Here is a 23,409-nt window from a genome sequence, read left to right as displayed (position 1 = left end):
GATCAAACTCTCCATAAAAAGAAATTTGATTAGCTCAAATTGTTTTGCTGGCATCATGTTTGATGTCCAAAATTTTGTTTCGTTCACCAACTCAAAGTTAGTTACTAAAAACTTTATTGATTACGTTTTGCTTGTTCAGTTTTCAAGGTTCATTTTGCCGCCGTTCAACGACAGGACTTAATCTTATCAAAATATCAATATGTTTGTCAACAACTATTTTGAAATATTTTTTCACTGTCAATGTGACAGGACTTTATTCTATCAAAATATCAATATGTTTGTCAAAGCTATTTTGAAATATTCTTCACTGTCGAAGTGACAGGAATAACAATATATCATGATTTCTTTTCACTTGTCAACACGTTCAATCAATTTTTTAATATAGTAGATTTAACGACAGCTAATTAATACTATCGAATAAAGCTTTTGAGGATAAGGTAGATCCAAAATTATGCCTCCGCATAATTACTTTCGGAGGCTTTAACTTCTTTCCGCGGGTGTCCAAACACCCGCGGAAAGAAGTTAAAAGCCACTGATATGTACATTAAAGGCTCCACCTTTGTTATTCGCTACACAAATGCTCCATAAGAGTTGCGTAATCCAAATTGCCGTATTGTACTACTTGTCCATCCTTTTCTACTACCGGAATCATTAGCATATACTTTTCATGTATGCTCTCGTCTTCTTCAATATCAATCATTTCTATATCGAAATCTATATCTTCCTGTACGAGCCTTAATGTATGTAGTCCCTCTACACATAGACCACAGTTAGCTCGACTAAAAAATTTCACGTTCAATTAAAGCACCTCCCTTAAGACTATTATAAAACGAAACACGAAAAATAATGTAATAGCCCCTTAGCTTATAACTTAAACAGAATCTTTTTTTAACAATAGCAATGTTCTTGCCAATAATTACAGAAGCCACAACAATTATGGCTCTGACCTCACCTACATACATCTAACCTAGTGGGTTTCTAGGGGACATAGATTATTCCATTTAAGGCCTCTAACTAAAAAAGACTGTGCAAAATCAACTTTTTGCACAGTCTTCTACCCTATTATTTTTTCAGATGGCTATCTAAGAATTTCACCATCGCATTATAAAATTCAATGCGGTTTTCTTCATTAAGGAAGATATGACCTTCATTGTCCTTTAGCATGTATTCCACATCCACACCTCTTGCACGTAATGCTTCAACGATTTGATCAGATTCAGCCTTATTTACACGCGGATCGTTTGCACCTTGAGCTACAAATAACGGCGTTTTTATTTTATCAACATGGAAAACAGGTGAAGCAGCTGTTAATAACTCTTTATCGTTCACTGGATGCCCTATACGCTCATAGTACACATCAAGAGTTGTTTTCCAATACGGAGGGATTGTATTAAGTAATGTGAAGATATTCGATATACCTACATAATCAACCGCTGCTGCATATAAATCTGGTGTATATGTGATACCCGCTAAAGTTGCATAACCTCCAAATGAAGCACCGTAAATTCCGATACGTTTAGGGTCTGCAATACCTTGGTCGATCGCCCATTGTACGCCGTCTGTAATATCATCTTGGATTTTTAAACCCCATTGTTTATTACCGGCATCTAAAAACTCTTTTCCGTAGCCAGTTGAAGAACGGAAGTTCACTTGTAGTACCGCATAACCACGGTTTGCTAGTAATTGTACCTCGGGATTAAAGCCCCATACATCACGTGCCCATGGTCCACCGTGAGGATTTACGATAAGTGGCAGATGTTTAGCCTCTTTGTTTTTCGGTAAAGTTAAATAACCGTTAATCGTTAGGCCGTCTCGACTCTTATATGAAATTGGATGCATTTCTGCAAGCTTCTCTGGGTTTAACCAAGAGCCTAGTGTTGCCAATTCAGTTATTTTATCTTTTGTTGAATCGTAGTAATAATATTTTCCGTAAACAACGTCACTAGAAACACTAACAATGAATTTTGTCATTTCTTTATTGTAATTATTAATGACTAATTCACTTTCATGAACACCTATTTTGTTTTGAATTTTACGGAATAGTTTTTCAAAGTCCTTGTCAAAGAATTGATAATGAGTCTTATCTGTTACATATGCTCCGTATAATACCTTATCTTTTTCAACGCTATATAATACATTCGTTACATCCACTTCTGGGTTGGACATAATTACTTCTTCGTTACCTTCTAAATCATATTTAACTACCTCTACTTTATCTCTTCCTTTATTAGAAGTTGCGTAAATATGTTTATTGTCTTTAGTGAAACCTAGTGGTCTTACTTGATCCCCTGCTTCTATTTCAATAAACGGCTTGAATTCATCTTTCTCTGTATCTCGATACAGAACAGTGCCTACTACACCATCTGAAGCAACTGCCATACGTACATTTCCATCACGATCTGCTAACCAGCTCGTAATATTCCCTGGGTTTTTCACAACATGTGTAGTTTTACCAGTCTTGACGTTAAGCTTATAAACATCAAAGACTTTTGTATCTTCTTTATTCATCATAATAAGGATTTCGTCTTTCACGCCCTGTAAGCTACTTAATAATGCAACTTTTACATTCGGATAAGGTGTTAAATCCTTTTCCTTACTACCATTAAATGTTGTTGAATAAATGTGGTAGTTTTCATCGCCACCTTTATCTTTAAAATATAGTAAATTGTCATCTTTCCAGAAGGATAGTGGAATATCACGATCTTTTGAGCTAGATACACGTACTGGTTCACTATCGTCATTCATTTTTTTCACAAAAACATTTGAGCGTTTTTCCCATGTAGCGTTAAAAGTAATGTAGTTGCCATCTGGTGAAAGTTCATAACCGAAGCTTCCTGGGCTTTTCACGAAATCTTCGACGGAAATTTCTTTCACACCTTTATGATTGCTACCACCATTCTTCACATTTTTAGCATTGTCCAAAATTTTAACTGCATCTTGTTTAGAAATCATTTCACTATTTGATAGACCATTAAATAAGCCAAGTTTATTTGCTTTTTCTTGATACTCAGCAAGTGTTGATTCTTTTCCTTCTTTATTTAAAGCTCTTACTAAAATACGTGCCGCTTCATCACGCTTAATATTCATACTTAAATCTTTTAATTCTTCGCCTTTTACCCACGTATCAATGATTTGCTGACGCATTGTCTCTGATCCATGTTGGAATGTAAGAGCTGTTACAGTTAAATCTAGAAAATCCTTTGCAGTTACACGTTCCTCTTTTACTTCTACTTGACTGCTAGTTTCATCGGTAGCGCGCACTTCCTGCATTGATACAGGAATAACAGCAGATGTCGTTAAAATAACCGCTAATGATGCTGATAAAGATCTCTTTTTCATATAAATTCCTCCTTATATCAGTTCTGGTTATATCATTTATCAATACATTGAAATTGTAGCAATATTATCCATTATGTCAATTGTTGGTATAAATTAAATGATATTACCTTTTAAAACCAACAAAAAAAGCGAACTGCTTAGAGTTCACTTTTTAATATATTAAAACTTCCGACTTGCTCCACCACCAGCAGATGAACCTCCTCCAAATCCACCAAAGCCACCGCCTCCAGAGCGACCGCTGCCAAAGCCGCCACCAAAACCACCTGGATAACCGCCACGTCGACCTGAACGAGGTCCTCCACCTCTTCCACTTGATACAACAAGTACTATGATAACGATTAAAATAATCATCCACGTTGGCATTCCTTTACTGTCAGCTGTATTTTTAGGCACTTCTCCATCCCAATTGTACTCTTGCGCGACATTTTGAAATACTTCCGTGTACGTTGCTTTAAATGCCTTATCGATATCTCCAGCACTTGCATTTGGATAAAACGCTGTATCTAAAATGCGCCCCAGCTTGCCATCAGGTAATGCTCCTTCGAGACCTTGACCTACAGCAATAACAACATCATTATTGCCTTCTCCCTGCCCAAACGTTGCTAAAATTAATACACCATTATTTTTCTTAGCATCGCCAATACCCCAAGAGCGAATCATTTTTGTAGCATACATTTTTGGTTCCTGACCATTAATATTATCTACTGTTACGACCATAATTTCAGCACCTGTACCTTTATCTAGCTGCTCTGAATAATGATTGAGCTCTTCCTTCACAGAGGCAGATAAAACATTGGCAAAATCATGAATATACGTATTTTTCATAGGTGTTGGCATTGCGGCATCTGCCGTTCTAATAGATAAAATAAATATGAAGCCAACAATTGCAAGTTGGATCATCAACCGTTTCATTATTGTTTACCTGAACCGCTAAAATCTATAGACGGTGCCTTTTCAGCACCAGCAGCTGCTTTAAAGTATTCCTTCTGTTCGAAACCAAACATCCCCGCAATTAAATTGCCTGGGAAACGTTTGACTGTTTTATTAAAAGCCTGCACTTCATTGTTGTAGTCTTCTCGGGCAACAGCTAAGCGATTTTCTGTCCCCGCTAATTCATCCATTAATTGACGGAAATTTGCATCTGCCTTTAAATTCGGGTAATTTTCTACGACTACTAGCAATCGACTAAGTGCTCCGTTTAATGCATCATTGGCGACCGCTTGCTCCTTTGGACTTTGTGCACTTCCCATTTGTGCACGTGCCTCTGTAATGCTAGCGATAACTTCTTTTTCATGGTTGGCATATCCTTTTACAGATTCTACTAAGTTCGGAATCAAATCGTAGCGACGTTGTAGCTGATTTTCAACCTGAGCCCATTTCGAATCAACGCTTTCCTCGGCCGTTACAAGGTTATTGTATTTTGGAATAAATAGTAAGGCCAATACAACTAAAATAATAACGATAATTCCGATAGGTCCAAATAATTTTTTCAATTTTAAAACCACCTTCGCTTTCTTTTAGCTATCACTCAAAATCAAAAATACTTTTTGTTTTGGTGATGAGCCTTTCTTTTCCTTACCACTAATGTGCAACAAAAAAACATCTCTATTCTACATATATGCAAACGCATTAATACCGTATGAAATTTATCTAACGTGCCATACTTAATACTGTAACAAAACTATGATATATAGGAGGCGCTTTTTTTGACACAATCGTTTCAAAACGAATCATCAAACCAAACATCATTCAACCAGCAACAAAGCCTAAATCATGGTGGACATGAGCTAATGGACATGCATGAAACAATTGGCGAAATCATTGCTGGAATGAATCAATCCATCTTTTTACGTCAACATGTTAAGGACCCGGAATTACTTAGCATTTTGGATCGCCAATATAATTTCACATTAGGTATGTATAACACAATTGTGGAATCATTTAAAACAGGACATGATCCTTCTGTACCTACAGGACGCTATCAAATGGAGACAGGAAATGATTTTAAATATGGATTAAATCCTGGCCAACCTAAAAAGCCTATGCAAAACGCAAGCGAGCTCAACGACGAAGCAATTTCCGGCTTCCTATTAGGTGCTCAAAAAGGGGCAGCAAAATGTATGACTGCTGCTGCAACGGAAACTACAAACCCTGTAGTTCGACGCGTTGTTGCTGATAGTATTCCCAACTGCATTGAAATGGCATACGAATTATCTATTTACCAAAATATGCATGGTTACTATCAAGTACCACAATATTCTCAACAAGATATGCATACGATGCTTAACTCGTACGACACTACAACAAATCCCCTTCATTAATTAAAAAAAAACAAGAGCAGTCCCATATGTGATGCATTATCACAGGGGCTGCTCTTGTTTTTTAAAAATGCTTTCTCATTTGCGGATTACCAAAGATATCTCCCGACGTTCCCTCATCAACCATATAGACACCATCCATAAAACAACACGCTCTCCAAGTTCACAGGCAAAGCCCATTTCATGTGTTACCACTATCATGGTTATACCTTCAGCCTCTAAATTTTTCATTACGTTTCTCACGGTATGAATAAATGAAAATGCACCAAACATTCATGTTTGATGCTATTTTGCAAAAAAAAAAGAATCCCCTCAGATAGGATTCTTTTTCTTCGACTAGTATAACTAGTCTTCACGTACAGTATGTTCACTAAAAAATAATTTGGAGTTGTTGCTTTTTTGAAGGTTTGAAAGGAACAGATCCGGGAATAATGCCTACTAGGTTATATTCCCATTATTTCCCCTCGTTTTCTCCACTAAGCAGGCTGCTAAACTACTTATTAGGAGAATTCGAGTTATAAAATTCTATCAAATAATCAGTAAAATGGCGCCCTCGGAGGGAATCGAACCCCCAGTGCAAGAACCGGAATCTTACGTGTTATCCATTACACCACGAGGGCAATTGAACACAAAAAAAAAGTACCACTAGGCTTTACGAAAAGCATGATGTAGATAACCCTCATTTGAAGCATACCTGACAAAATAGTGTACTGTACTTTAACTTATGACCTTATCAATTATACAAACGTATTGCTCATAATTCAACTATAGAATGTAAAACATTTAAACTTTTTTTATTTTCATTCAATAAGTGTCAAAATACCTACTAAATGGAGATACAGTCTCCAGCGGATGTCACGCATTAGCAAAGAATTTAATGTGCGGGCACAATTCAAAATCCGGACGCATTGTTCATCTAGGTGAAAGCGGAGCGTCAGCTGCAAATGTTTACTGTAGCGGAAGCGAAGCATCAGCTGCAAATGTTTACTATAGCGGAAGCGAAGCGTCAGCTGCAATTACACCAAGGTGAAATTGTTTTAAATTATTTCACTTTAACAGGGTTAATATTTGACCTTCCCTGACTATAATGTGTATGATAAGGATACAGCTGAAATACAAAAGTTGTTTTCAGCAAAAGTATTCGAATTTAGTTTTTTAAGGAGGATTTAACATGAATTTAATTCCTACAGTTATTGAACAAACAAGTCGTGGTGAGCGTGCGTACGATATCTATTCACGACTACTAAAAGACCGTATTATCCTATTAGGAAGTGCAATTGACGACAACGTTGCTAACTCAATTGTTGCTCAACTTCTATTCCTACAAGCAGAAGATCCAGAAAAAGATATCTTTCTTTACATTAACTCACCAGGTGGATCAATCACTGCTGGTATGGCAATTTATGACACAATGCAAATTATCAAGCCACAAGTACAAACAATTTGTATTGGTATGGCAGCATCTATGGGTGCTTTCCTACTTGCAGCTGGTGAACCAGGTAAACGTTTCGCATTACCAAATGCTGAAGTAATGATTCACCAACCACTTGGCGGTGCACAAGGTCAGGCAACTGAAATCGAAATCGCTGCAAAACGTATTTTATTCTTACGTGAAAAATTAAACGGTATTTTATCTGAACGTACAGGTCAACCACTTGAAGTCATTGCAAGAGATACAGACCGCGATAACTTCATGACTGCTGAGCGCGCAAAAGAATACGGCTTAATCGACCAAATTATGGATCGCAATGACCGTAAATAAAAAACGAAAGGCATCACAGATTTTTTCTGAGATGTCTTTTTTTTGCTTTGATGGGTCTATCCGTCGATTGGGATCCTCTTTGCATCATTTCGGTGGTTCTATTCGTCACTTTGGCTCTTCTATCCATCACTTTTGGCTTGCTATCCATCATTTCGTCTCCTCTATCAACAACTTTGGCCTTTCTATCCGTCATTTCAGCTCTTCTATCCACAACTTTGGCCTTTCTATCCATCATTTCATCTCTTCTATCCACAACTTCGGCTTTTCTATCCATCACTTCGGCCCATCTATCCTTTGCTGCCTTTTCTTCCGTCGCTTCGGCTCTTCTTTCCGTCGCTTTGATCTTTCTTTCCGTCACCGCGGCCCTTCTTTCCGTCGCTGCCTTCTCTATCCGTCACTTTTACCTTTCTTTCCGTCACCTCGGCCCTTCTATCCGTCGCTGCCTTTTCTTTCGGTCACTTCAGCCCTTCTTTCCGTCGCTTTGACCTTTCTTTCCGTCACCTCGGCCCTTCTATCCGTCGCTGCCTTTTCTTTCCGTCACTTTTACCTTTCTTTCCGTCGCTTTGCCCTTTCTTTCCGTCACTTCGGCCCTTCTTTCCGTCGCTTCGGCTCTTCTATCCGTCGCTTTGACCTTTCTATCCGTCACTTCGGCCCTTCTATCCGTCGCTGCCTTTTCTTCCGTCGCTTCGGCTCCCCTTTCCGTCGCTTCGGCTCTTCTTTCCGTCACCGCGGCCCTTCTATCCGTCGCTGCCTTCTCTATCCGTCACTTTGCCCTTTCTTTCCATCGCTTCGCCCCTTTTTTCCGTCACTCTACCCTTTCTATCCGTCGCTTTAGCTTTCCTATCCGCAACTTCGACTCTCCTATCCATTACTTCAATCTTCCTATCCATCACGTCGACAAACGAAGCAGGATTCCATTGACCTTCGTGTACAAATATCCAACAAAAATAATAGGACTTGTTTTTTTCAATAGAATAACGCAAAAAAAACTGCCCAAGATGTAAGTTTTACCTCTTGGACAGTCTCTGCATTATGCGTTTTTTTAATCTTCTTTTTCGATTAGGGATGCTAATGCTGTAACCGCTTGCTCAGCATCGTTACCATCACCGCTAAGGACAACCTCTGTTCCTTTTGCAATGGCTAAGCTCATTACACCCATAATGGATTTAGCATTTACTTTTTTCTCGTCTTTCTCAAGAAAGATATCTGCGCTAAAGCGATTTGCTTCTTGTACAAATAGCGCTGCTTGTCTAGCTTGTAGTCCTAATTTTAATTTTACATGGACTCTTTTCTCGGTCATTCTCAAAACTCCCCTTTACTACCGTTCATCTTATTATTTTTATCTTACCTTACTTACTAGCAAAAGAACAATACGTACCTGAAAAGTATGAAAATTTAGCCACCAATTTTTTCTCCACTTCTTAATGCATCGGCAATCTCATCAATTTTCCGTAATCGATGATTGACACCTGATTTACTAACCGTTCCACTTGATACCATTTCACCAAGTTCTTTCAGAGTTACATCTTGATATTCTACTCGTAATCGCGCTATTTCACGAAGCTTTTCTGGCAATTGATCGAGACCTATCGAATTTTCAATAAATCGGATATTCTCTACCTGACGTAATGCGGCACCTATTGTTTTATTTAAGTTTGCTGTTTCACAGTTAACAATGCGATTAACACTATTTCTCATGTCTCGCAATATGCGAACGTCTTCGAACTTCATCATTGCTTGATGAGATCCAACAATATTAAGGAAATCAGAAATTTTTTCAGCTTCCTTTAAATAGGTTACAAAGCCTTTTTTTCGTTCAATTGTTTTTGCGTTTAGCTCAAATTCATTCATCAAATCCATTAAAGCCTCGCCATGCTCTTTATATAATGAATAAACTTCTAAATGGTAGGCGGATGTTTCTGGATTGTTGACAGAGCCCCCAGCTAAAAATGCTCCTCGTAAATACGCTCTTTTTTGGCCACTCTTTTTAATGAGCTCCCGAGAAATAGTATGATTAAATTGAAAGTCGTCTGAGATGATTTCTAAGTCAATTAGTAGCTCACGCGCACCGTCTCTAACACGGCAAATGTATACGTTATTTTTTTTCAAACGCATTTTTTTTCTAACAAGTAACTCTACATTATATGGATATAGCTTTTTCATAATCGTATAAAGTCTTCTTGCGATTGCAGCGTTTTCTGTTTGTACGTCTAAGCTTAACTGTTTATTAGCAAAGGATAATGAACCATTCATACGAATTAGGGCAGATACTTCTGCTTTCATACAATGATCGTCCGCTTCTATTTGAGTTAATTCCTTTTTCGTTTCAGAAGCAAAAGACATATCACGCCCTCCTTTCAACCTTTTGTTCTATGTATATGCCATCTTATCATATACAATAAGCGCTTTATAATTCCCTAACTTTTTGCCTCATAGATTTTTGCATAATCTACAAGCCATTTTGCAACGTTTGCCGCATTATGACGAACCGTTCCATCTGGACGAATCGTGGCAATATCTCGTTGAATAACCTCTAATCGCATACTTTCGAGCTTTGCCACGTCGAACATTACTGGCTCAGCACTCTCTTCCTTATAAAGCTCTTTTACAGGATGAGGAAGTTTCTCATCATTTACTAAAATAGAATCAATGAAGGTGTCTCCAACATGATCATATAAAGCTTTAACATGATCACCAGCTGTATAGGAAATGGTTTCACCTTTTTGAGTCATTAAATTACAAACATAAATTTTTCTTCCTTTAGCCTTTACAACCGCTTCCCCAATTTCTTTTACAAGAAGGTTTGGAATTATACTTGTATATAAACTTCCCGGACCAATTAAAATATAGTCAGCACGATTGATTGCTCGAATAGCCTCTGGTAGCGGTTGCACGTTTTCAGGCACTAAAAAAACTCGACTAATTCGTTTTTTAGCCAAGGGAATTTTCGATTCACCTTCAATGATAGAACCGTCCTCAAGTTCAGCATGTAAATTTATCTTTTTATTCGCTGCTGGTATGACGCGGCCATGCACCTTTAAAACCTTTCCCATTTCACTAATAGCATGGTTAAAGTCACCAGTAATATCTGTTAAAGCCGTCAGCATTAAATTACCTAATGAATGACCATTTAAATCTTCCGATGCTAAAAATCGATATTGAAACATTTGCTCTACAAGCGGCTCAACATCCGATAACGCTGCGATAACATTACGGACATCACCAGGTGGTGGAATATCATAGTCATCTCGTAAGCGTCCTGAAGAACCACCATCATCTGCTACTGTCACAATTGCAGTAATATCAAATGGGTGGTGCTTGAGTCCTCGTAGTAAGGTAGAAAGCCCTGTGCCACCACCTATTACAACAAGCTTTGTTCGCTTCTTTCCCATTCACTCAATCCTTTCTACGATTGATGTCACGATGCGTAATAACGGTATTTTCTTTCCCAGCTAAATATGCCCCGAAATATTCCGCTAATGTTACCGAGCGATGCTGTCCTCCAGTACATCCAAAAGCAATGACAAGTTGCGATTTGCCCTCTTGTCTATAAAGAGGAATCATAAATTCAAACAAATCCGTAAGTTTTTGAATGAGTGTTTGCGTATCCTCAAGTGCCAGAACATAAGAAGATACCTCGGTTTGTAAACCTGTTTTATGACGTAACTCCTCTACATAATATGGATTTTTTAAAAAACGGACATCAAACACTAAGTCGGCATCAATCGGCATACCATGCTTAAATCCAAAAGACATGATATTTACTGAGAATATATTATTGGCATCATTTGCAAAATCTTTTGCGATTTTTTCACGTAGCTCTTTAGGCTTCATATTAGATGTATTATAAACATATTTAGCCCGCCCCTTTACTTCCGATAAAAGATTGCGTTCTTGTTTAATGCCATTTAATAGTAACCCATTTACAGCCAATGGATGTGCACGTCTTGTTTCCTTATAACGTCTAACTAACGTTGCATCATCTGCATCTAAAAATAAAATTCGTGCAGCTATATCGCCTTCTTTTAGTATATGGTCGAGGGCGCCAATAAGAGAATCAAAAAAGTCGCCGCCACGCATATCCATGACAGCTGCTATACGTGTAATATTTTTACCCGAATCCCTTAGTAGGGTTAAAAATGTTGTAAGTAACGCTGGTGGTAAATTATCAATACAGTAATACCCTAAATCTTCAAAGCTTTGAATAGCTACTGTTTTCCCAGCTCCAGACATTCCTGTAATAATAACCAATTCATGTGTACCTTTTAGGTCTTCAACCACCACTGTCATGCAGCTCCTTTATTGTTCTATTGATATTTGTATTTTCTCATGAAGTAATTCAAAATCAGTCGTATATTCAAATGTACCGTACTGAATGCCTGATTGTGAGATAGCAAATTGTAAGTTTGTTCGATCACCTTCAGCCATAGGCAAATGTTTCAAATCCTCTACTGGGTGCCATGCGAGTTTGCCTTCTCTAGTTTCTTTAAACGGTACGCCTTCTATATCCTTTGCAACAAATGTATAAAGCATCCATTCGTCCACTACCTCATTATTTTCTTTAATAATCATCGTATAAACACCCTTTAAATGAGCATTTATAGGTGTGACATTTGTTTCTTCTTTAAACTCACGTACAGCAGCCTCATAAATCGACTCACCGCGCTCCATTTTACCGCCAGGAGCTACGTACCAGCCACGTCTAGGCTTCTGAAGTAATAATACTTGACCGTCTTTTACGGCTATTAAATTTGCAATTCTTTGCATAGGCACACCTCTAATCACTTTTACGTTCTTCCTTTTATTATAGCAAGACTAAACAAGGTTTGTCCTCAATTCTAAACTTTAGGCGCATTGCAATTTTAACTTCACCGATACAAGCGGGGAAACTTGTGTTTAACCTCTATTTAAGCATATGAAACGCCGCCACAAAAAAATTCAAAAATTTCCGTTTACAACAAAAATAGGTTGCTCCACCTATTTGGTGGAAACAACCTACTCAACAAAATAAAAGGGGGATTGCTAATTACACTTTTTATCTTACACCTTTTATATGTCATTCAAGTTACAACTATATTAAGACCGTATTAAAATTGTATTTTTTTCCTTAAAATCCAACCAAGAGGATCATACCCATAACGTGGGGTTGATTTCCGTTCCGGCTGGGCGCTTTGCCGCTGACGCTTCGCTTTCGCGCAGAGCAGAGCTTCCTGGGGGCGTCCGATGAGCCGCTTCACTCGCGATGCTCGCTCCAGGGTCTCATCTGTGACGCTGATCCCCGAGGAGTCGCCCAGCCTCCACTCCAATCAACTTAAATATATGGCAAAAGTTTTAACAAATGTCATCCACATCTTTTGGTGATGAATCAATCAAAACAGATTTTAATCTTGGTCTATTTTAAGCATTAATTTTCTCTAATAATTCTTCCACATAATGCTGTACCGCTTGTGCTGCAATACTTCCGTCACCTGTCGCTGTAACGATTTGACGAAGTGATTTTTCACGTACATCACCAGCTGCGAAGATACCTGGTACTGTTGTTTCCATATTTTCATTAGTCAAAATATAACCAGCATCATTTAAAATACCTAGAGACTCAAATGGTTTTGTTAATGGTAGCATTCCAATGTAAATAAATACGCCATTAGTAGCAAAATCAGATTCTGTACCATCTACAGTTGATTGCAATGTTACACTTCCAACTTTACCATCAGCCTCATTAATTTCTTTGACTGTTGCATTCCAAATGAAATCAATTTTTTCGTTAGCAAAGGCACGATCTTGGAGAATTTTTTGTGCGCGTAATTTATCACGACGGTGCACAATTGTTACTTTATCAGCAAAGCGAGTTAAATAAACGCCTTCTTCAACAGCAGAATCTCCGCCACCTACGACAACAAGATTTTTTTGTTTGAAGAATGCACCATCACATACTGCACAATAGCTGACACCACGGCCGCCAAGTTCTTTTTCGCCAGGTACGCCCATTTTTTTATACTCCGCACCTGTAGATACAATAATTGCTCGTGTTTTATATTCTTTAGCACCTGATTTTATTGTTTTATATTCTTCACCATCAATAATTTCAGTTACATCGCCATACGCATACTCTGCACCAAATTTCTTTGCATGGTCGAACATTTTTGTCGACAGCTCAGGCCCTAAAATTGTATCAAATCCAGGATAGTTTTCTACTTCTTCTGTATTTGCCATTTGTCCGCCAGGGATCCCACGTTCAATCATTAAAGTTGAAAGGTTGGCACGTGATGTATAAACAGCCGCAGTCATACCAGCCGGACCTGCACCAATTATTACAACATCATAAATTTTTTCTTCTGACATAAATACTTCCCCCTAAACAAATACTTTTTTATCTACATTCAGTAGGTGCGCAAACACCTACTGAATGTAGATAATGCCTCGGACGCAGCCAAGACGAAATTGATAATAACTTCAGTAAGTTCATCGTATGTGAAAGTAAAAAGTTATTCAACTATGTTGCTCACAGTCTAATTATTCGTGCTTGGTAAAAACATTAAAATTTCATCAATATACTTCGATAAAGTAGACACGGATATTCCATATTGCTGAGCTATCTCTTTTTTTGTCACCTTGAGATTACGAGAAGAGCGGAATAAATAGTCATTTGCTCCTGCAATAGCCGCTGGATTTGTGAAACGATAATTGTTTATCAATGCTTGCTCACAAAGCACAAACCACATTTGGAACATTGGTGCAATTAATGTCGTAAGCTTACCATACTGTTCAAGTAAAATTTCTGGCACACTTATTGCTCGTATAAAGCTAGCCTCTACTTTGTTTTTCATATCAAATTGATGTCCTAGTGCATAAGCTAGGAATAGCTTTTCATACGCATTACATTGTTCGACATCTATCCATTTGGGATGTGCGATAATTTCCTGTTTATGTGCTGTACAACTTAGTAAAAATAAACCAAATATACGTTCACTTGTATAATCGCTCTCCAGCTTCTCCACAATATAATCACGGTCATGTTCTAGTGCATCCAGTGAATACGTGTTTTCTTCTTGACGCCAAGGTTCGAAGCCTTCTTTTTCCGGATCTAGCTCAAGTAGCTGCTCCCATGCACTCTTTGATATTTCCTCATGTCCTGAGAAATAAGCCGCATGTGATAACCAAAAGTAAAAGCCAGCATCGCCTACATAGCCTCTTTTTTGCATGCTACGCAACCATTTAAATGCTAATTCATATTGTCCAACGAGGGCTAATGTTGCACCCAACTTATAGCGATGTTCCCATAAGTATGGCTGAATTTTCACAAGTACTTCTAAAAGATCCTTTAAATCTTCTTCATTTTTTTCGTAGTACGCGATAACCGTTAAATTACATAGTGCATGTAAATTCCCCTTATTTTCACGTAATACCTTATTTAGAAGCGCCTTTGCCTGTTCTGCTTCACCAATATAAAAATAGGCAAGGGCTAAGTTGTTATAAGCTGACCAAAAATCTGGTCTATCTTCAATTAACTCTTCTAGCATATTAATAGCTTCAGGGAAATCTCCCTTTTCCATACAACGTCTCGCTTGCTCCTGCCGATATAAATCTTCAGCAGAACCTTCAAGCTCCTCAAAATCATCCTGCTCAAAATCAACAAAGTCTAATATTTCAGCAGCTTCATCAGCATAAGCGCCCTCTGGCTCTATTTGTAAATATTGCTCTGCAAAGCGTTTAGCATCATGTATGATACCGATACATCCTGAAATCTCTGCCATGTAAAAAATAATTTCTGGATTGTCTTTATCTATCTGATAGGCACGATGAAGAAGATCATACGCTTCCTCGAAACGTTGACCCTCTAACTCTACTATCGCTAATTGCAATAAAATCATTGGATCATCAGGACTTAAATCAACTGCTCGCTGTAAATATTTATAGGCTTTATTCATTTGTCCGCTATTCATTGCTTGAATTGATTTTTTATAATAATAGTCGCCTGTTGGAATGAACGACACTATATTCGTTTGATTCTCTTTTTGACGTTTCTTTTCCAATATATTTCCTCCGAAACAAGAAATAAGGAACGTATGATACGTTCCTTTACACAGTAACTTCTATTATAACATACAATAAGCAATATGCCGTTATTTCTCCTCATGACGTTTTTCCAACACCTGTAACACGTCATAAATACTTACTTTTTGCTCTTGTAGTAACACTAGTAGATGATACATTAAATCGGCCGCTTCCCATTTTACTTCTTCTGTATCGCGATTTTTTGCACCTATAACAACCTCAGTTGCTTCTTCTCCAACTTTTTTACAAATCTTATCGATTCCTTTATCGAATAAATATGTAGTATACGCCCCTACCGGCATTTCTTGCTCACGTTTCGCAATGACATTGACAAGTTTAGAAAGTATCTCGACAGATCCAACCTTGGCATTTTGCTGAATAATCTCTGTAAAGCAAGAAGTTGTTCCATTATGACAAGCTGGACCAGCAGGAATTACTTCCACGACTAATGCATCACCGTCACAGTCCGCTTTGATTGACACAATTTTTTGTGTATGACCACTTGTTGCCCCTTTGTGCCAGAGCTCTTGACGTGAACGTGAGAAGAACCATGTTTCTCCCGATTCAAGTGTTTTTTCTAGAGATTCTTTATTCATATACGCTACAGTTAGTACTTCTTTTGTATTCGCATCTTGTACAACTGCAGTGACAAGACCTTTTTCATCAAATTTAATGCTATCCATCATCTTACTGCCACTCCTTTTTCACGTAAGTATTCTTTTACTTGTGCTACGCTCGTTTCTTTGTAATGGAAGATGGATGCGGCAAGTGCTGCATCTGCATCGACATCTTCAGCTAATACCTCGTAAAAATGTTCGGCATTTCCTGCACCGCCACTTGCAATAACCGGAACTGTCACAGCTTCTCTCACAGCTTTTGTTAAGGCTAAATCAAAACCTGATTTCTCGCCGTCCTGATTCATACTCGTTAATAAAATTTCACCAGCACCTAAGCGAACCGCTTCCTTCGCCCACTCAGTTACCTGCCATGTTGTTTTGTTTCGGCCTCCATGCGTATAAACCATCCATGTGGCATCTTCCTCGCTAAAGCGGGCATCAATAGCTACAACAATACATTGTGCACCAAAGTAGTCAGAACCTTCTTTAATCAGCTCCGGTCGCTCTAGAGCAGAAGTATTCACGGATACTTTATCGGCACCTGCACGTAAAATGCGTTTCATATCATCTAATGTACGAATTCCACCACCTACTGTGAATGGAATGGCTAATGTAGCTGCAGTTTGCCGGACGACATCAATCATTGTTTCACGTCCTTCATGTGATGCTGAGATATCTAGAAACACAAGCTCATCTGCCCCTTGCTCATCATAAAATCTAGCAAGCTCTACTGGGTCACCCGCATCCCGTAATGACACAAACTGTACACCTTTTACAACACGTCCCTCTTGCACATCAAGACATGGAATAATGCGCTTTGTTAACATGATGCCACCCCCTTCAACCACTGCTCTAATAAATACACACCTAGTTCACCCGACTTTTCAGGATGGAACTGCATGCCCGTAATAGAGCCATTTGCAACTATGCCAGGAACGTTAATACCATGGTAATCCGCATAAGCGACGAGCTCCGTTTCATCAATATCGGTTGCATAAAATGAGTGCACAAAATAAACATGCTTTGCCGTTACTTCACCTTTTAACCATGAAGGAGGCTTTGTTACTACGAGCTCATTCCATCCCATATGAGGTACTCGGTACTTCTGCCCTGCGTTGTCACCACTAAATCGTTTAATACTTCCTTTAAAAAAGCCCAAACCCTTCGTAGTCGTCACTTCTTCACTTTGCTCAAATAATAATTGCATTCCTAAGCAAATTCCGAGAAGTGGTCGATTTTCAGCTTTCACCTTTTGTAAATATCGATCTAAATTCGTTTCAGCTAAACGTTTGATGGCATCTGGAAAGGCCCCAACACCAGGAAGCAACAGAGCATCTGTTGTATCTAGCACTTTTTCGTTAGACGTGACAACAACCTCACAGCCAAGTCGTTTTAAGGCTTGTTCAACACTAAACAAATTCCCCATACCATAATCAATAACACCTATTTTCACGTTAACAGCCCCTTAGTCGATGGTACACCTTTCACACGTGGATCAATTTCCACTGCTGCGTCAATGGCACGTGCTAACGCTTTAAAAATAGCTTCGATAATATGATGTGTATTTTGTCCATAAGGTACGATGACATGAACATTCATCCGTGCCTCAAGTGCAAACTTCCACAAAAATTCATGTACTAATTCAGTATCAAAACTACCGACCTTTTCCTTCAACTGTGGCACACGATATTCTAAGTGCGGGCGATTCGAGCAATCCACAACGACCTGTGCAAGCGCATCATCCATTGGCACAAATGCTGTCCCGTAACGCTTTATTCCTTTTTTATCACCGAGCGCTTCACGAATAGCTTGGCCTAATACAATTCCGAGGTCTTCTGTTGTATGGTGATCGTCTATATAGGTATCACCGTTCGCTTGTATCGTCCCATCAAAAAGACCATGTTTGATAAATAAATCAAGCATGTGATCCATAAAGCCAACACCCGTTTCAATATCCGCCTTTCCTTCGCCATCTAAATTGATAGCTACCGAAATTTGTGTTTCATTTGTTATACGTTCAACTTTTGCGTATCGTTTCTTTTCAGTCATAGTATTACTCCTTTTCCCATCCACGCGATTCGACCGCACGCGCATGGCCCTCTAAGCCTTCCATACGTGCTAGACGTGCAATTTTCGGTGCATTTTCTGCCCAAGTTTTTTCACTATAAAAGACGACGCTCGATTTTTTTACAAAATCATCGACGTTTAATCCACTTGCAAAGCGTGCCGTGCTATTCGTTGGCAGCACATGGTTTGTCCCTGCAAAGTAATCGCCAACTGGTTCTGAGCTATAACGACCGATGAAAATACCACCTGCATGTCGTACTTGTTCAGCTACAGCCTCAGCATTTTTTGTGACAATTTCTAAATGCTCAGGTGCTAATGAATTAATGGCATCTATGGCATCTGCCATCGTTTCAGCCACATAAATGGCACCAAAGTTTTCTATCGATGCACGCGCTACCTCTTCACGCGGTAAAGTCGTTAATTGCTTCTCCACCTCATCAGCTACTTTTTTAGCCAATTGCTCAGAAGTCGTTACTAAAATGGCACAAGCCAATTTATCATGCTCCGCCTGTGATAAAAGATCGGCCGCGATTTCATCAGCAAATGCTGTGTCATCTGCTAACACGGCAATTTCACTTGGACCTGCAATCATATCAATAGCTACCTCACCAAATACTTCACGTTTTGCTAATGCTACAAAAATATTTCCTGGACCTGTAATTTTATCAACTGGAGAAATTGTTTCTGTGCCATATGCAAGAGCCGCAATCGCCTGAGCTCCACCGATTTTGTATATTTCTTCTACCCCTAAAATATGCGCTGCAGCAAGTACACCTGGAGGTAAGTTTCCATCGCGACCTGCTGGAGATGTCATAACAATGCGCTTGACACCAGCAACTTGTGCAGGAATAACATTCATCAAGACTGAAGATGGGTATGCTGCTGTACCGCCAGGAACATACAGACCTACTGCATCGAGAGCAGTAATTCGTTGTCCTAGCCATGAACCATCTGTAAGCTCCAAGCGATAGCCTGAACGTTTTTGCTGCTCATGATAAAGGCGAATATTTTGAGCGGCTTCTGTTAAATCAGCATAAAGCTGTTGATCAATTGTATTAGCGCCCTCTTCTACCTCTTCCTTCGTTACGCGTAAATAGTCAGGGGCAAAGCCATCCCATTTTTCTGTATAAAAACGAATGGCTGCGTCACCTTGTGCACGAACATCTTTCAATACTTGACGTACAACCTTTAACTGTTCTTCATTTCCACCTTCCAGTGGTCGTTTTAAGGAAATACCTTTTTCTAACTTTGATATTTTCATAGGATTAATCTCCTTTAAATCTAGGTATTCGTGTAGGCGCCTCTTTCAACAGGAGGCTTGATTTATTTAACACATTTTTTCAAACGTTTCACGAGATCGATAATACGGTCACTCTTCATGCGATAGCTTACAGGGTTGGCAATTAATCGTGATGATACGTCTGTAATAAATTCGTACTCCACTAAGCCATTTTCTTTTAGCGTACGGCCTGTTGAAACAATGTCGACAATTCGATCTGCTAAGCTAATCATGGGCGCCAATTCAATCGATCCATTTAGCTCAATAATTTCAACCTGCTCGCCAATACCCTTATAATATTTCATTGCAATATTAGGATATTTTGTCGCTATTCTTGGTGCTATTTCATTCATCGTCGTATTAGGTAAGCCCGCCGATGCGATATAACAAGTACTTATTTTCAGATCCAGTAACTCATGCACTTCGCGTTGCTGCTCTAACAAAACATCCTTCCCAGCAATACCAATATCCGCTACACCATGTTCAACATATACAGGAACATCCATTGGCTTTGCTAATATAAAACGAATTTTCTCTTCTGGAATTTCTAGCATTAATTTACGGGACATTTCGACTTCTTCTGGTAAATTAAAGCCGGCTTCTAAAAGCATCTGGTATGCCTCGTCAAAAATGCGTCCCTTCGGCATGGCAATCGTTAATTCATTCACCGTCAACGTCCTCCTGTCCCACAACAACTACTTCTGTAAAGTGTGCTAAAAAACTTGCTTCATCGACAAGGCTACTCCTTAACTGTAAGGTAGCCTGTTTACCAGCTGCTCGTAGCGTCTGTACCTTTGCAATCGCATCTTCAAATTGTGCTTCCTCAAATAACACGACTGTAGCTTCTTGTCGTTCATTAGATTGCCCATCTAGTGTTTCTAGTAAGCGATCAACACGAATACTAAATCCTGTAGCGCCTACTTTTGAGCCAAATACCTCCAGCAATCCGTCATAGCGTCCCCCATTGCCTAATGGAAAGCCACTGCCGGCAGCAAACACTTCGAATAACATGCCTGTGTAATAGCTCATGTGACTAGAAAGCGTAAAATCAAAGGCTACATAATCCGCTAAGTCTGCAATTTCAAGTAGTTTAGCAAGCTGCTGCATATATTCTAATGCGTCATTTTTCCGCACGTATTTTTCAATATCTTGAATTTCTTTAACATTCATAGCTTCTTCAATAAATTGCAATAAGGCATCGGATTTTGTTTTAGGTAAATCAAATGATTCTACCGCTTCTTCAAATCCTACATAATTGCGTTGTACAAGGAGTGTCCGCAGTATATTTTGTTGTTCAACGCTTTCTGTATAATCTTGTAAAATACAATTTAATATACCTGCATGACCGATCGTCACTTTAAATTTTACTAAGCCATATTGCTTTAATAACTCCATTGCCGTTACAATAACCTCAGCATCAGCAAATACAGAATTGTCTCCAATTAACTCGATCCCCATCTGATCAAATTCTGCTGGACGACCACCTTCTGCTTCCTGTGCGCGAAAGACGCTAGCAAAATAAGCGAGACGTACTGGGATCATCTCTTTTAATAATTTTGAGGTTGCCACACGTGCAATTGGTGTTGTCATATCAGGTCGTAATACTAACGTGTTGCCCTGGCTATCTACTAATTTAAATAAATGCGCATCAGCTATTGCAGAAGCTTTACCGACTGTATCAAAATACTCTACTGCAGGCGTTTTAATAAATTCATAGCCTCTTCTGCATAAAAAGTCTCGTCCAGTATTTCGAACAGTCTCTACCTTTTCAAATATTTGTGGGAATGTATCGCGCATTCCAAGTGGTTTCTCAAACATTTTAATCGACGACATTTTGACACTTCCTCGCGTTTCACTTTAACTCACTAGAGTGTTAGAGAATTAGATTATGAAAGAATTCTAACTTATTTCTTCTTTTCCGTCAATGCAACTACACGAAATTATCGAATAATTTCAACACTGATTATTCTGTTAATTATACTTAAAAATAAAAAAATTTAAACTTTATTCAACCGATTGAGCTTTTTCCTTCTTAAATCAGTAAAACATTAAAATTTAAAAAAACATTGTGCATAGTGTTGAAAAAAGAAATGGTCAAGGAAATCTTTGTGAATGTTGTGGCGAGTGATTTCCGTTCCAGGCTACTCGCTTTCCTGTGGGCGAGCGTCGAGCCGCTTCCTCCGATACGTTGCTGCCGCTACGTTGGCACTACGCTTTCGCACGGAAAACATTCGCTTCCGTGCAGGGTCTCGCCTGTCTCGCTTTCCAACGGGAGTCGAGTAGCCTTCCACTCCAATAATGATAGCGTAGAACCTTTATAAATTTTATTCATTTAAGAAGTGAACACGCTTTGACTACTCACCTTAAACGAACAGAATAGTGTTGATTGTACATTTGTTGTTACTGCCACTATGTTTTCATATATTAAACATTTGTTGCTGTAGCTTCGCTTTCGCACAGAAAACACTTGTTGCTGAGGTTGATTGTAGTGGAGACTGGGCGACTCCTCGGGGATCAGCGATAGAGGAACGAAGGCTAAGACCATCACATCCTGTGATAACGCCTTCGTGACCAACATCGTGTTGGCCCGAGACCCTGCAGCGAAGCGAAGCGGCTCATCGGACGCCCCCAGGAAAGCGCCCAGTCGGAACGGAAATCAACCCCTCATTTTGCCGAAGAGCTATAATTTATTTAATATGTGATACATTAACTTCATTGTCACAATAGCTTCTCAAAAGAAAAAAACTGTGCACAGCAAAGCTCGCACAGTTTCGATATTATTATTTTTTTGGCGTGCACCATTCTACTACTTCATTGCGTTTGCGTTCCGCCATTTGTTCAGCTGAATAAATAATTTGCATAGGATTACCACCTGCTAGACAGCCTGCTGGGACATCCTTATGTACAAGGGTTGCAGCTGACACAATCGCACCGTCACCTATCGTTACACCTGGTAGTATCGTTGAATTAGCACCAACCATTACTTCATTGCCAATATGAACATCTCCTAGACGATATTCCTCTATTAAATATTCATGCGCCAAAATAGTCGTACTAAAGCCTATAACGGTATTGTTACCGATGTGAATACGTTCTGGAAACATTGTATCTGGCATGACCATTAAAGCTATGGAAGTTTGTTCACCAATGTCCATTTTTAAAAAAGTTCTATACAACCAGTTTTTCACACGTAAAAATGGTGTGAAGCGTCCAATTTGAATGACAATGAAACACTTCATCACCTTCCAAAAGGACACCGTATCATAAATATTCCAAAGCGAGTTTGCTCCTTCGACACGGTAGCGTTCTGTTTTACGTGCCATTTACTTACCCCACTTTCACAATTTCAAATAAATCCGTCATATGATGCAACATATATTCCGGTTTGAATTGTTGTAAGTATTCCTCACCTTTAAATGCCCATGCGACACCAGCCGCTCTAACTCCAGCGTTGTGCCCCGCCTCAATATCGTGGGAATTGTCACCAATCATAATGGCCTCTTCCTTGTTTACTCCAAGGCGTTCAAGCGCAAGCAAAACTGGCTCTGGATCAGGCTTTACATTTTTCACATCATCCGTGCCAATACGGATATCAAATAAATGACTTGCGCCTAGTACAGATAGACCACGGTCAATCATCCCATTACGCTTTGTAGACACAATCGCTAATTTGATCCCCATATCCTTTAATTGCTTTAAAGTTGATACCACATCAGGATATTGAGTAACAAGCTCATCGTGATGCACTTCATTATATTCACGATATTTTGCAATCATTGCTTCCTCTTCACCAGGAGCAATGTCACTAAATGTCTGTTTTAGGGACGGACCAAGGAATTTCAGGCAATCTTTTGGCGAATATTGCCCGGGAAATCGCTCATTTAAAACATGCATAAATGTTTGAATGATTAAATCATTTGTATTGAGTAATGTACCATCAAAATCAAATAGTAATGCCTTTATAGCCACTCT

Annotated in this window: 26 protein-coding genes, 1 tRNA gene and 1 pseudogene; 3 read left to right on the top strand and 25 right to left on the bottom strand. The window is 39.0% G+C overall.

Going from position 1 to position 23,409, the window contains the following annotated elements; all coding sequences use genetic code 11:
- Positions 1–562 precede the first annotated feature (562 nt).
- The 4 genes from ACQKMI_RS23505 to ACQKMI_RS23490 form a co-directional block, all read right to left on the bottom strand.
- Positions 563–799 (bottom strand): glutaredoxin family protein, encoded by a 237-nt coding sequence (locus ACQKMI_RS23505; RefSeq protein WP_427492859.1) that lies wholly within the window; start codon positions 797–799, stop codon positions 563–565.
- Between the two features lie 263 nt (positions 800–1,062).
- The gene (locus ACQKMI_RS23500) at positions 1,063–3,339 is read right to left on the bottom strand and encodes a S9 family peptidase (protein WP_427492857.1); all 2,277 of its coding nucleotides are present in this window, start codon (positions 3,337–3,339) and stop codon (positions 1,063–1,065) included.
- A 159-nt stretch (positions 3,340–3,498) separates the two neighbouring features.
- Positions 3,499–4,251: a TPM domain-containing protein gene (locus ACQKMI_RS23495; RefSeq protein ID WP_427492855.1), complete on the bottom strand. Its 753-nt coding sequence runs from the start codon at positions 4,249–4,251 to the stop codon at positions 3,499–3,501.
- Positions 4,251–4,832 carry a LemA family protein gene (locus tag ACQKMI_RS23490; RefSeq protein WP_427492853.1) on the bottom strand — a complete coding sequence of 194 codons (582 nt, stop codon included), beginning with the start codon at positions 4,830–4,832 and terminating at the stop codon, positions 4,251–4,253. The genes ACQKMI_RS23495 and ACQKMI_RS23490 overlap by 1 nt, the downstream gene beginning before the upstream one ends.
- Positions 4,833–5,045: 213 nt before the next feature.
- Between ACQKMI_RS23490 and ACQKMI_RS23485 the strand changes: the two genes are divergently transcribed.
- Complete coding sequence (locus ACQKMI_RS23485; RefSeq protein ID WP_323651751.1) at positions 5,046–5,660, top strand: spore coat protein; 615 nt, start codon at positions 5,046–5,048, stop codon at positions 5,658–5,660.
- 61 nt (positions 5,661–5,721) lie between these two features.
- On the opposite strand, the pseudogene ACQKMI_RS23480 reads toward ACQKMI_RS23485, so the two are convergent.
- Both ACQKMI_RS23480 and ACQKMI_RS23475 read right to left on the bottom strand, forming a co-directional pair.
- Positions 5,722–5,900 (bottom strand): annotated as a pseudogene (locus ACQKMI_RS23480) (peptide ABC transporter ATP-binding protein); the annotation flags it as partial.
- Positions 5,901–6,202: 302 nt separating this feature from the next.
- A tRNA-Arg gene (locus ACQKMI_RS23475) sits at positions 6,203–6,277 on the bottom strand.
- A 324-nt stretch (positions 6,278–6,601) separates the two neighbouring features.
- Between ACQKMI_RS23475 and ACQKMI_RS23470 the strand changes: the two genes are divergently transcribed.
- Positions 6,602–6,739: a hypothetical protein gene (locus ACQKMI_RS23470; protein ID WP_427492851.1), complete on the top strand. Its 138-nt coding sequence runs from the start codon at positions 6,602–6,604 to the stop codon at positions 6,737–6,739.
- A gap of 89 nt (positions 6,740–6,828) precedes the next feature.
- The gene (gene clpP / locus ACQKMI_RS23465) at positions 6,829–7,419 is read left to right on the top strand and encodes an ATP-dependent Clp endopeptidase proteolytic subunit ClpP (RefSeq protein WP_323649782.1); all 591 of its coding nucleotides are present in this window, start codon (positions 6,829–6,831) and stop codon (positions 7,417–7,419) included.
- Positions 7,420–7,432: 13 nt separating this feature from the next.
- Here clpP and ACQKMI_RS23460 read toward each other — a convergent pair whose 3' ends face one another.
- From ACQKMI_RS23460 to ppaX, 19 genes are all read right to left on the bottom strand, one after another.
- Positions 7,433–7,777 carry a hypothetical protein gene (locus ACQKMI_RS23460; RefSeq protein ID WP_427492849.1) on the bottom strand — a complete coding sequence of 115 codons (345 nt, stop codon included), beginning with the start codon at positions 7,775–7,777 and terminating at the stop codon, positions 7,433–7,435.
- A 153-nt stretch (positions 7,778–7,930) separates the two neighbouring features.
- Positions 7,931–8,146, bottom strand: a complete 216-nt coding sequence (locus ACQKMI_RS23455; protein WP_427492847.1) for a hypothetical protein — start codon at positions 8,144–8,146, stop codon at positions 7,931–7,933.
- Between the two features lie 10 nt (positions 8,147–8,156).
- On the bottom strand, positions 8,157–8,309 hold the full coding sequence (locus tag ACQKMI_RS23450) for a hypothetical protein (RefSeq protein ID WP_427492845.1): 153 nt from the start codon (positions 8,307–8,309) through the stop codon (positions 8,157–8,159).
- A 152-nt stretch (positions 8,310–8,461) separates the two neighbouring features.
- Positions 8,462–8,719 carry an HPr family phosphocarrier protein gene (locus tag ACQKMI_RS23445; RefSeq protein WP_323649787.1) on the bottom strand — a complete coding sequence of 86 codons (258 nt, stop codon included), beginning with the start codon at positions 8,717–8,719 and terminating at the stop codon, positions 8,462–8,464.
- Between the two features lie 95 nt (positions 8,720–8,814).
- Positions 8,815–9,762, bottom strand: coding sequence for a DNA-binding protein WhiA (gene whiA, locus ACQKMI_RS23440; protein ID WP_323649789.1), 948 nt, complete (start codon positions 9,760–9,762; stop codon positions 8,815–8,817).
- Between the two features lie 74 nt (positions 9,763–9,836).
- On the bottom strand, positions 9,837–10,811 hold the full coding sequence (locus tag ACQKMI_RS23435; RefSeq protein WP_427417024.1) for a gluconeogenesis factor YvcK family protein: 975 nt from the start codon (positions 10,809–10,811) through the stop codon (positions 9,837–9,839).
- A gap of 4 nt (positions 10,812–10,815) precedes the next feature.
- The gene (rapZ, locus tag ACQKMI_RS23430; protein WP_323649792.1) at positions 10,816–11,709 is read right to left on the bottom strand and encodes an RNase adapter RapZ; all 894 of its coding nucleotides are present in this window, start codon (positions 11,707–11,709) and stop codon (positions 10,816–10,818) included.
- 9 nt (positions 11,710–11,718) lie between these two features.
- Positions 11,719–12,186 carry an 8-oxo-dGTP diphosphatase gene (locus tag ACQKMI_RS23425; protein ID WP_323649793.1) on the bottom strand — a complete coding sequence of 156 codons (468 nt, stop codon included), beginning with the start codon at positions 12,184–12,186 and terminating at the stop codon, positions 11,719–11,721.
- Between the two features lie 630 nt (positions 12,187–12,816).
- On the bottom strand, positions 12,817–13,761 hold the full coding sequence (gene trxB / locus ACQKMI_RS23420; RefSeq protein WP_427492842.1) for a thioredoxin-disulfide reductase: 945 nt from the start codon (positions 13,759–13,761) through the stop codon (positions 12,817–12,819).
- 167 nt (positions 13,762–13,928) lie between these two features.
- Entirely contained in the window at positions 13,929–15,452 is a 1,524-nt protein-coding gene (locus ACQKMI_RS23415; RefSeq protein WP_427492840.1) for a tetratricopeptide repeat protein, read from the bottom strand.
- Positions 15,453–15,542: 90 nt separating this feature from the next.
- A complete protein-coding gene (hisIE, locus tag ACQKMI_RS23410) occupies positions 15,543–16,160 on the bottom strand; it encodes a bifunctional phosphoribosyl-AMP cyclohydrolase/phosphoribosyl-ATP diphosphatase HisIE (protein WP_427492839.1) in 618 nt (205 codons plus the stop codon).
- Entirely contained in the window at positions 16,157–16,918 is a 762-nt protein-coding gene (gene hisF / locus ACQKMI_RS23405; RefSeq protein ID WP_427492837.1) for an imidazole glycerol phosphate synthase subunit HisF, read from the bottom strand. The genes hisIE and hisF overlap by 4 nt, the downstream gene beginning before the upstream one ends.
- The gene (gene hisH, locus ACQKMI_RS23400; protein WP_427492836.1) at positions 16,912–17,544 is read right to left on the bottom strand and encodes an imidazole glycerol phosphate synthase subunit HisH; all 633 of its coding nucleotides are present in this window, start codon (positions 17,542–17,544) and stop codon (positions 16,912–16,914) included. The genes hisF and hisH overlap by 7 nt, the downstream gene beginning before the upstream one ends.
- A complete protein-coding gene (gene hisB / locus ACQKMI_RS23395) occupies positions 17,541–18,140 on the bottom strand; it encodes an imidazoleglycerol-phosphate dehydratase HisB (protein ID WP_427492834.1) in 600 nt (199 codons plus the stop codon). Before hisB ends, hisH begins: the two co-directional genes overlap by 4 nt.
- Before the next feature lie 4 nt (positions 18,141–18,144).
- A complete protein-coding gene (hisD, locus tag ACQKMI_RS23390; protein ID WP_427492832.1) occupies positions 18,145–19,419 on the bottom strand; it encodes a histidinol dehydrogenase in 1,275 nt (424 codons plus the stop codon).
- A gap of 62 nt (positions 19,420–19,481) precedes the next feature.
- Complete coding sequence (hisG, locus tag ACQKMI_RS23385; protein ID WP_427417014.1) at positions 19,482–20,105, bottom strand: ATP phosphoribosyltransferase; 624 nt, start codon at positions 20,103–20,105, stop codon at positions 19,482–19,484.
- A complete protein-coding gene (locus tag ACQKMI_RS23380; RefSeq protein WP_427492830.1) occupies positions 20,098–21,270 on the bottom strand; it encodes an ATP phosphoribosyltransferase regulatory subunit in 1,173 nt (390 codons plus the stop codon). The genes hisG and ACQKMI_RS23380 overlap by 8 nt, the downstream gene beginning before the upstream one ends.
- Positions 21,271–22,217: 947 nt before the next feature.
- Positions 22,218–22,760, bottom strand: coding sequence for an acyltransferase (locus tag ACQKMI_RS23375; protein WP_427492826.1), 543 nt, complete (start codon positions 22,758–22,760; stop codon positions 22,218–22,220).
- Between the two features lie 4 nt (positions 22,761–22,764).
- Positions 22,765–23,406, bottom strand: a complete 642-nt coding sequence (ppaX, locus tag ACQKMI_RS23370; protein ID WP_427492822.1) for a pyrophosphatase PpaX — start codon at positions 23,404–23,406, stop codon at positions 22,765–22,767.
- Positions 23,407–23,409 lie beyond the last annotated feature (3 nt).

The organism is Lysinibacillus sp. NPDC097214, from assembly GCF_050277945.1.
Classification (GTDB): domain Bacteria; phylum Bacillota; class Bacilli; order Bacillales_A; family Planococcaceae; genus Lysinibacillus; species Lysinibacillus xylanilyticus_B.
Note: the sequence above shows the minus strand (reverse complement) of the source record. Positions and strands in the feature narration are given on the sequence as shown.

Bases quoted from the DNA above. Each gene is read 5' to 3' on its own strand.
- ACQKMI_RS23500 (WP_427492857.1), bottom strand. From the start codon at position 3,339: ATGAAAAAGAGATCTTTATCAGCATCATTAGCGGTTATTTTAACGACA.
- ACQKMI_RS23495 (WP_427492855.1), bottom strand. From the start codon at position 4,251: ATGAAACGGTTGATGATCCAACTTGCAATTGTTGGCTTCATATTTATT.
- ACQKMI_RS23470 (WP_427492851.1), top strand. From the start codon at position 6,602: ATGTTTACTGTAGCGGAAGCGAAGCATCAGCTGCAAATGTTTACTATA.
- clpP (WP_323649782.1), top strand. From the start codon at position 6,829: ATGAATTTAATTCCTACAGTTATTGAACAAACAAGTCGTGGTGAGCGT.
- ACQKMI_RS23450 (WP_427492845.1), bottom strand. From the start codon at position 8,309: ATGGATAGGAAGATTGAAGTAATGGATAGGAGAGTCGAAGTTGCGGAT.
- ACQKMI_RS23445 (WP_323649787.1), bottom strand. From the start codon at position 8,719: ATGACCGAGAAAAGAGTCCATGTAAAATTAAAATTAGGACTACAAGCT.
- whiA (WP_323649789.1), bottom strand. From the start codon at position 9,762: ATGTCTTTTGCTTCTGAAACGAAAAAGGAATTAACTCAAATAGAAGCG.
- ACQKMI_RS23435 (WP_427417024.1), bottom strand. From the start codon at position 10,811: ATGGGAAAGAAGCGAACAAAGCTTGTTGTAATAGGTGGTGGCACAGGG.
- rapZ (WP_323649792.1), bottom strand. From the start codon at position 11,709: ATGACAGTGGTGGTTGAAGACCTAAAAGGTACACATGAATTGGTTATT.
- ACQKMI_RS23425 (WP_323649793.1), bottom strand. From the start codon at position 12,186: ATGCAAAGAATTGCAAATTTAATAGCCGTAAAAGACGGTCAAGTATTA.
- trxB (WP_427492842.1), bottom strand. From the start codon at position 13,761: ATGTCAGAAGAAAAAATTTATGATGTTGTAATAATTGGTGCAGGTCCG.
- hisIE (WP_427492839.1), bottom strand. From the start codon at position 16,160: ATGATGGATAGCATTAAATTTGATGAAAAAGGTCTTGTCACTGCAGTT.
- hisF (WP_427492837.1), bottom strand. From the start codon at position 16,918: ATGTTAACAAAGCGCATTATTCCATGTCTTGATGTGCAAGAGGGACGT.
- hisB (WP_427492834.1), bottom strand. From the start codon at position 18,140: ATGACTGAAAAGAAACGATACGCAAAAGTTGAACGTATAACAAATGAA.
- hisD (WP_427492832.1), bottom strand. From the start codon at position 19,419: ATGAAAATATCAAAGTTAGAAAAAGGTATTTCCTTAAAACGACCACTG.
- ACQKMI_RS23380 (WP_427492830.1), bottom strand. From the start codon at position 21,270: ATGTCGTCGATTAAAATGTTTGAGAAACCACTTGGAATGCGCGATACA.
- ACQKMI_RS23375 (WP_427492826.1), bottom strand. From the start codon at position 22,760: ATGGCACGTAAAACAGAACGCTACCGTGTCGAAGGAGCAAACTCGCTT.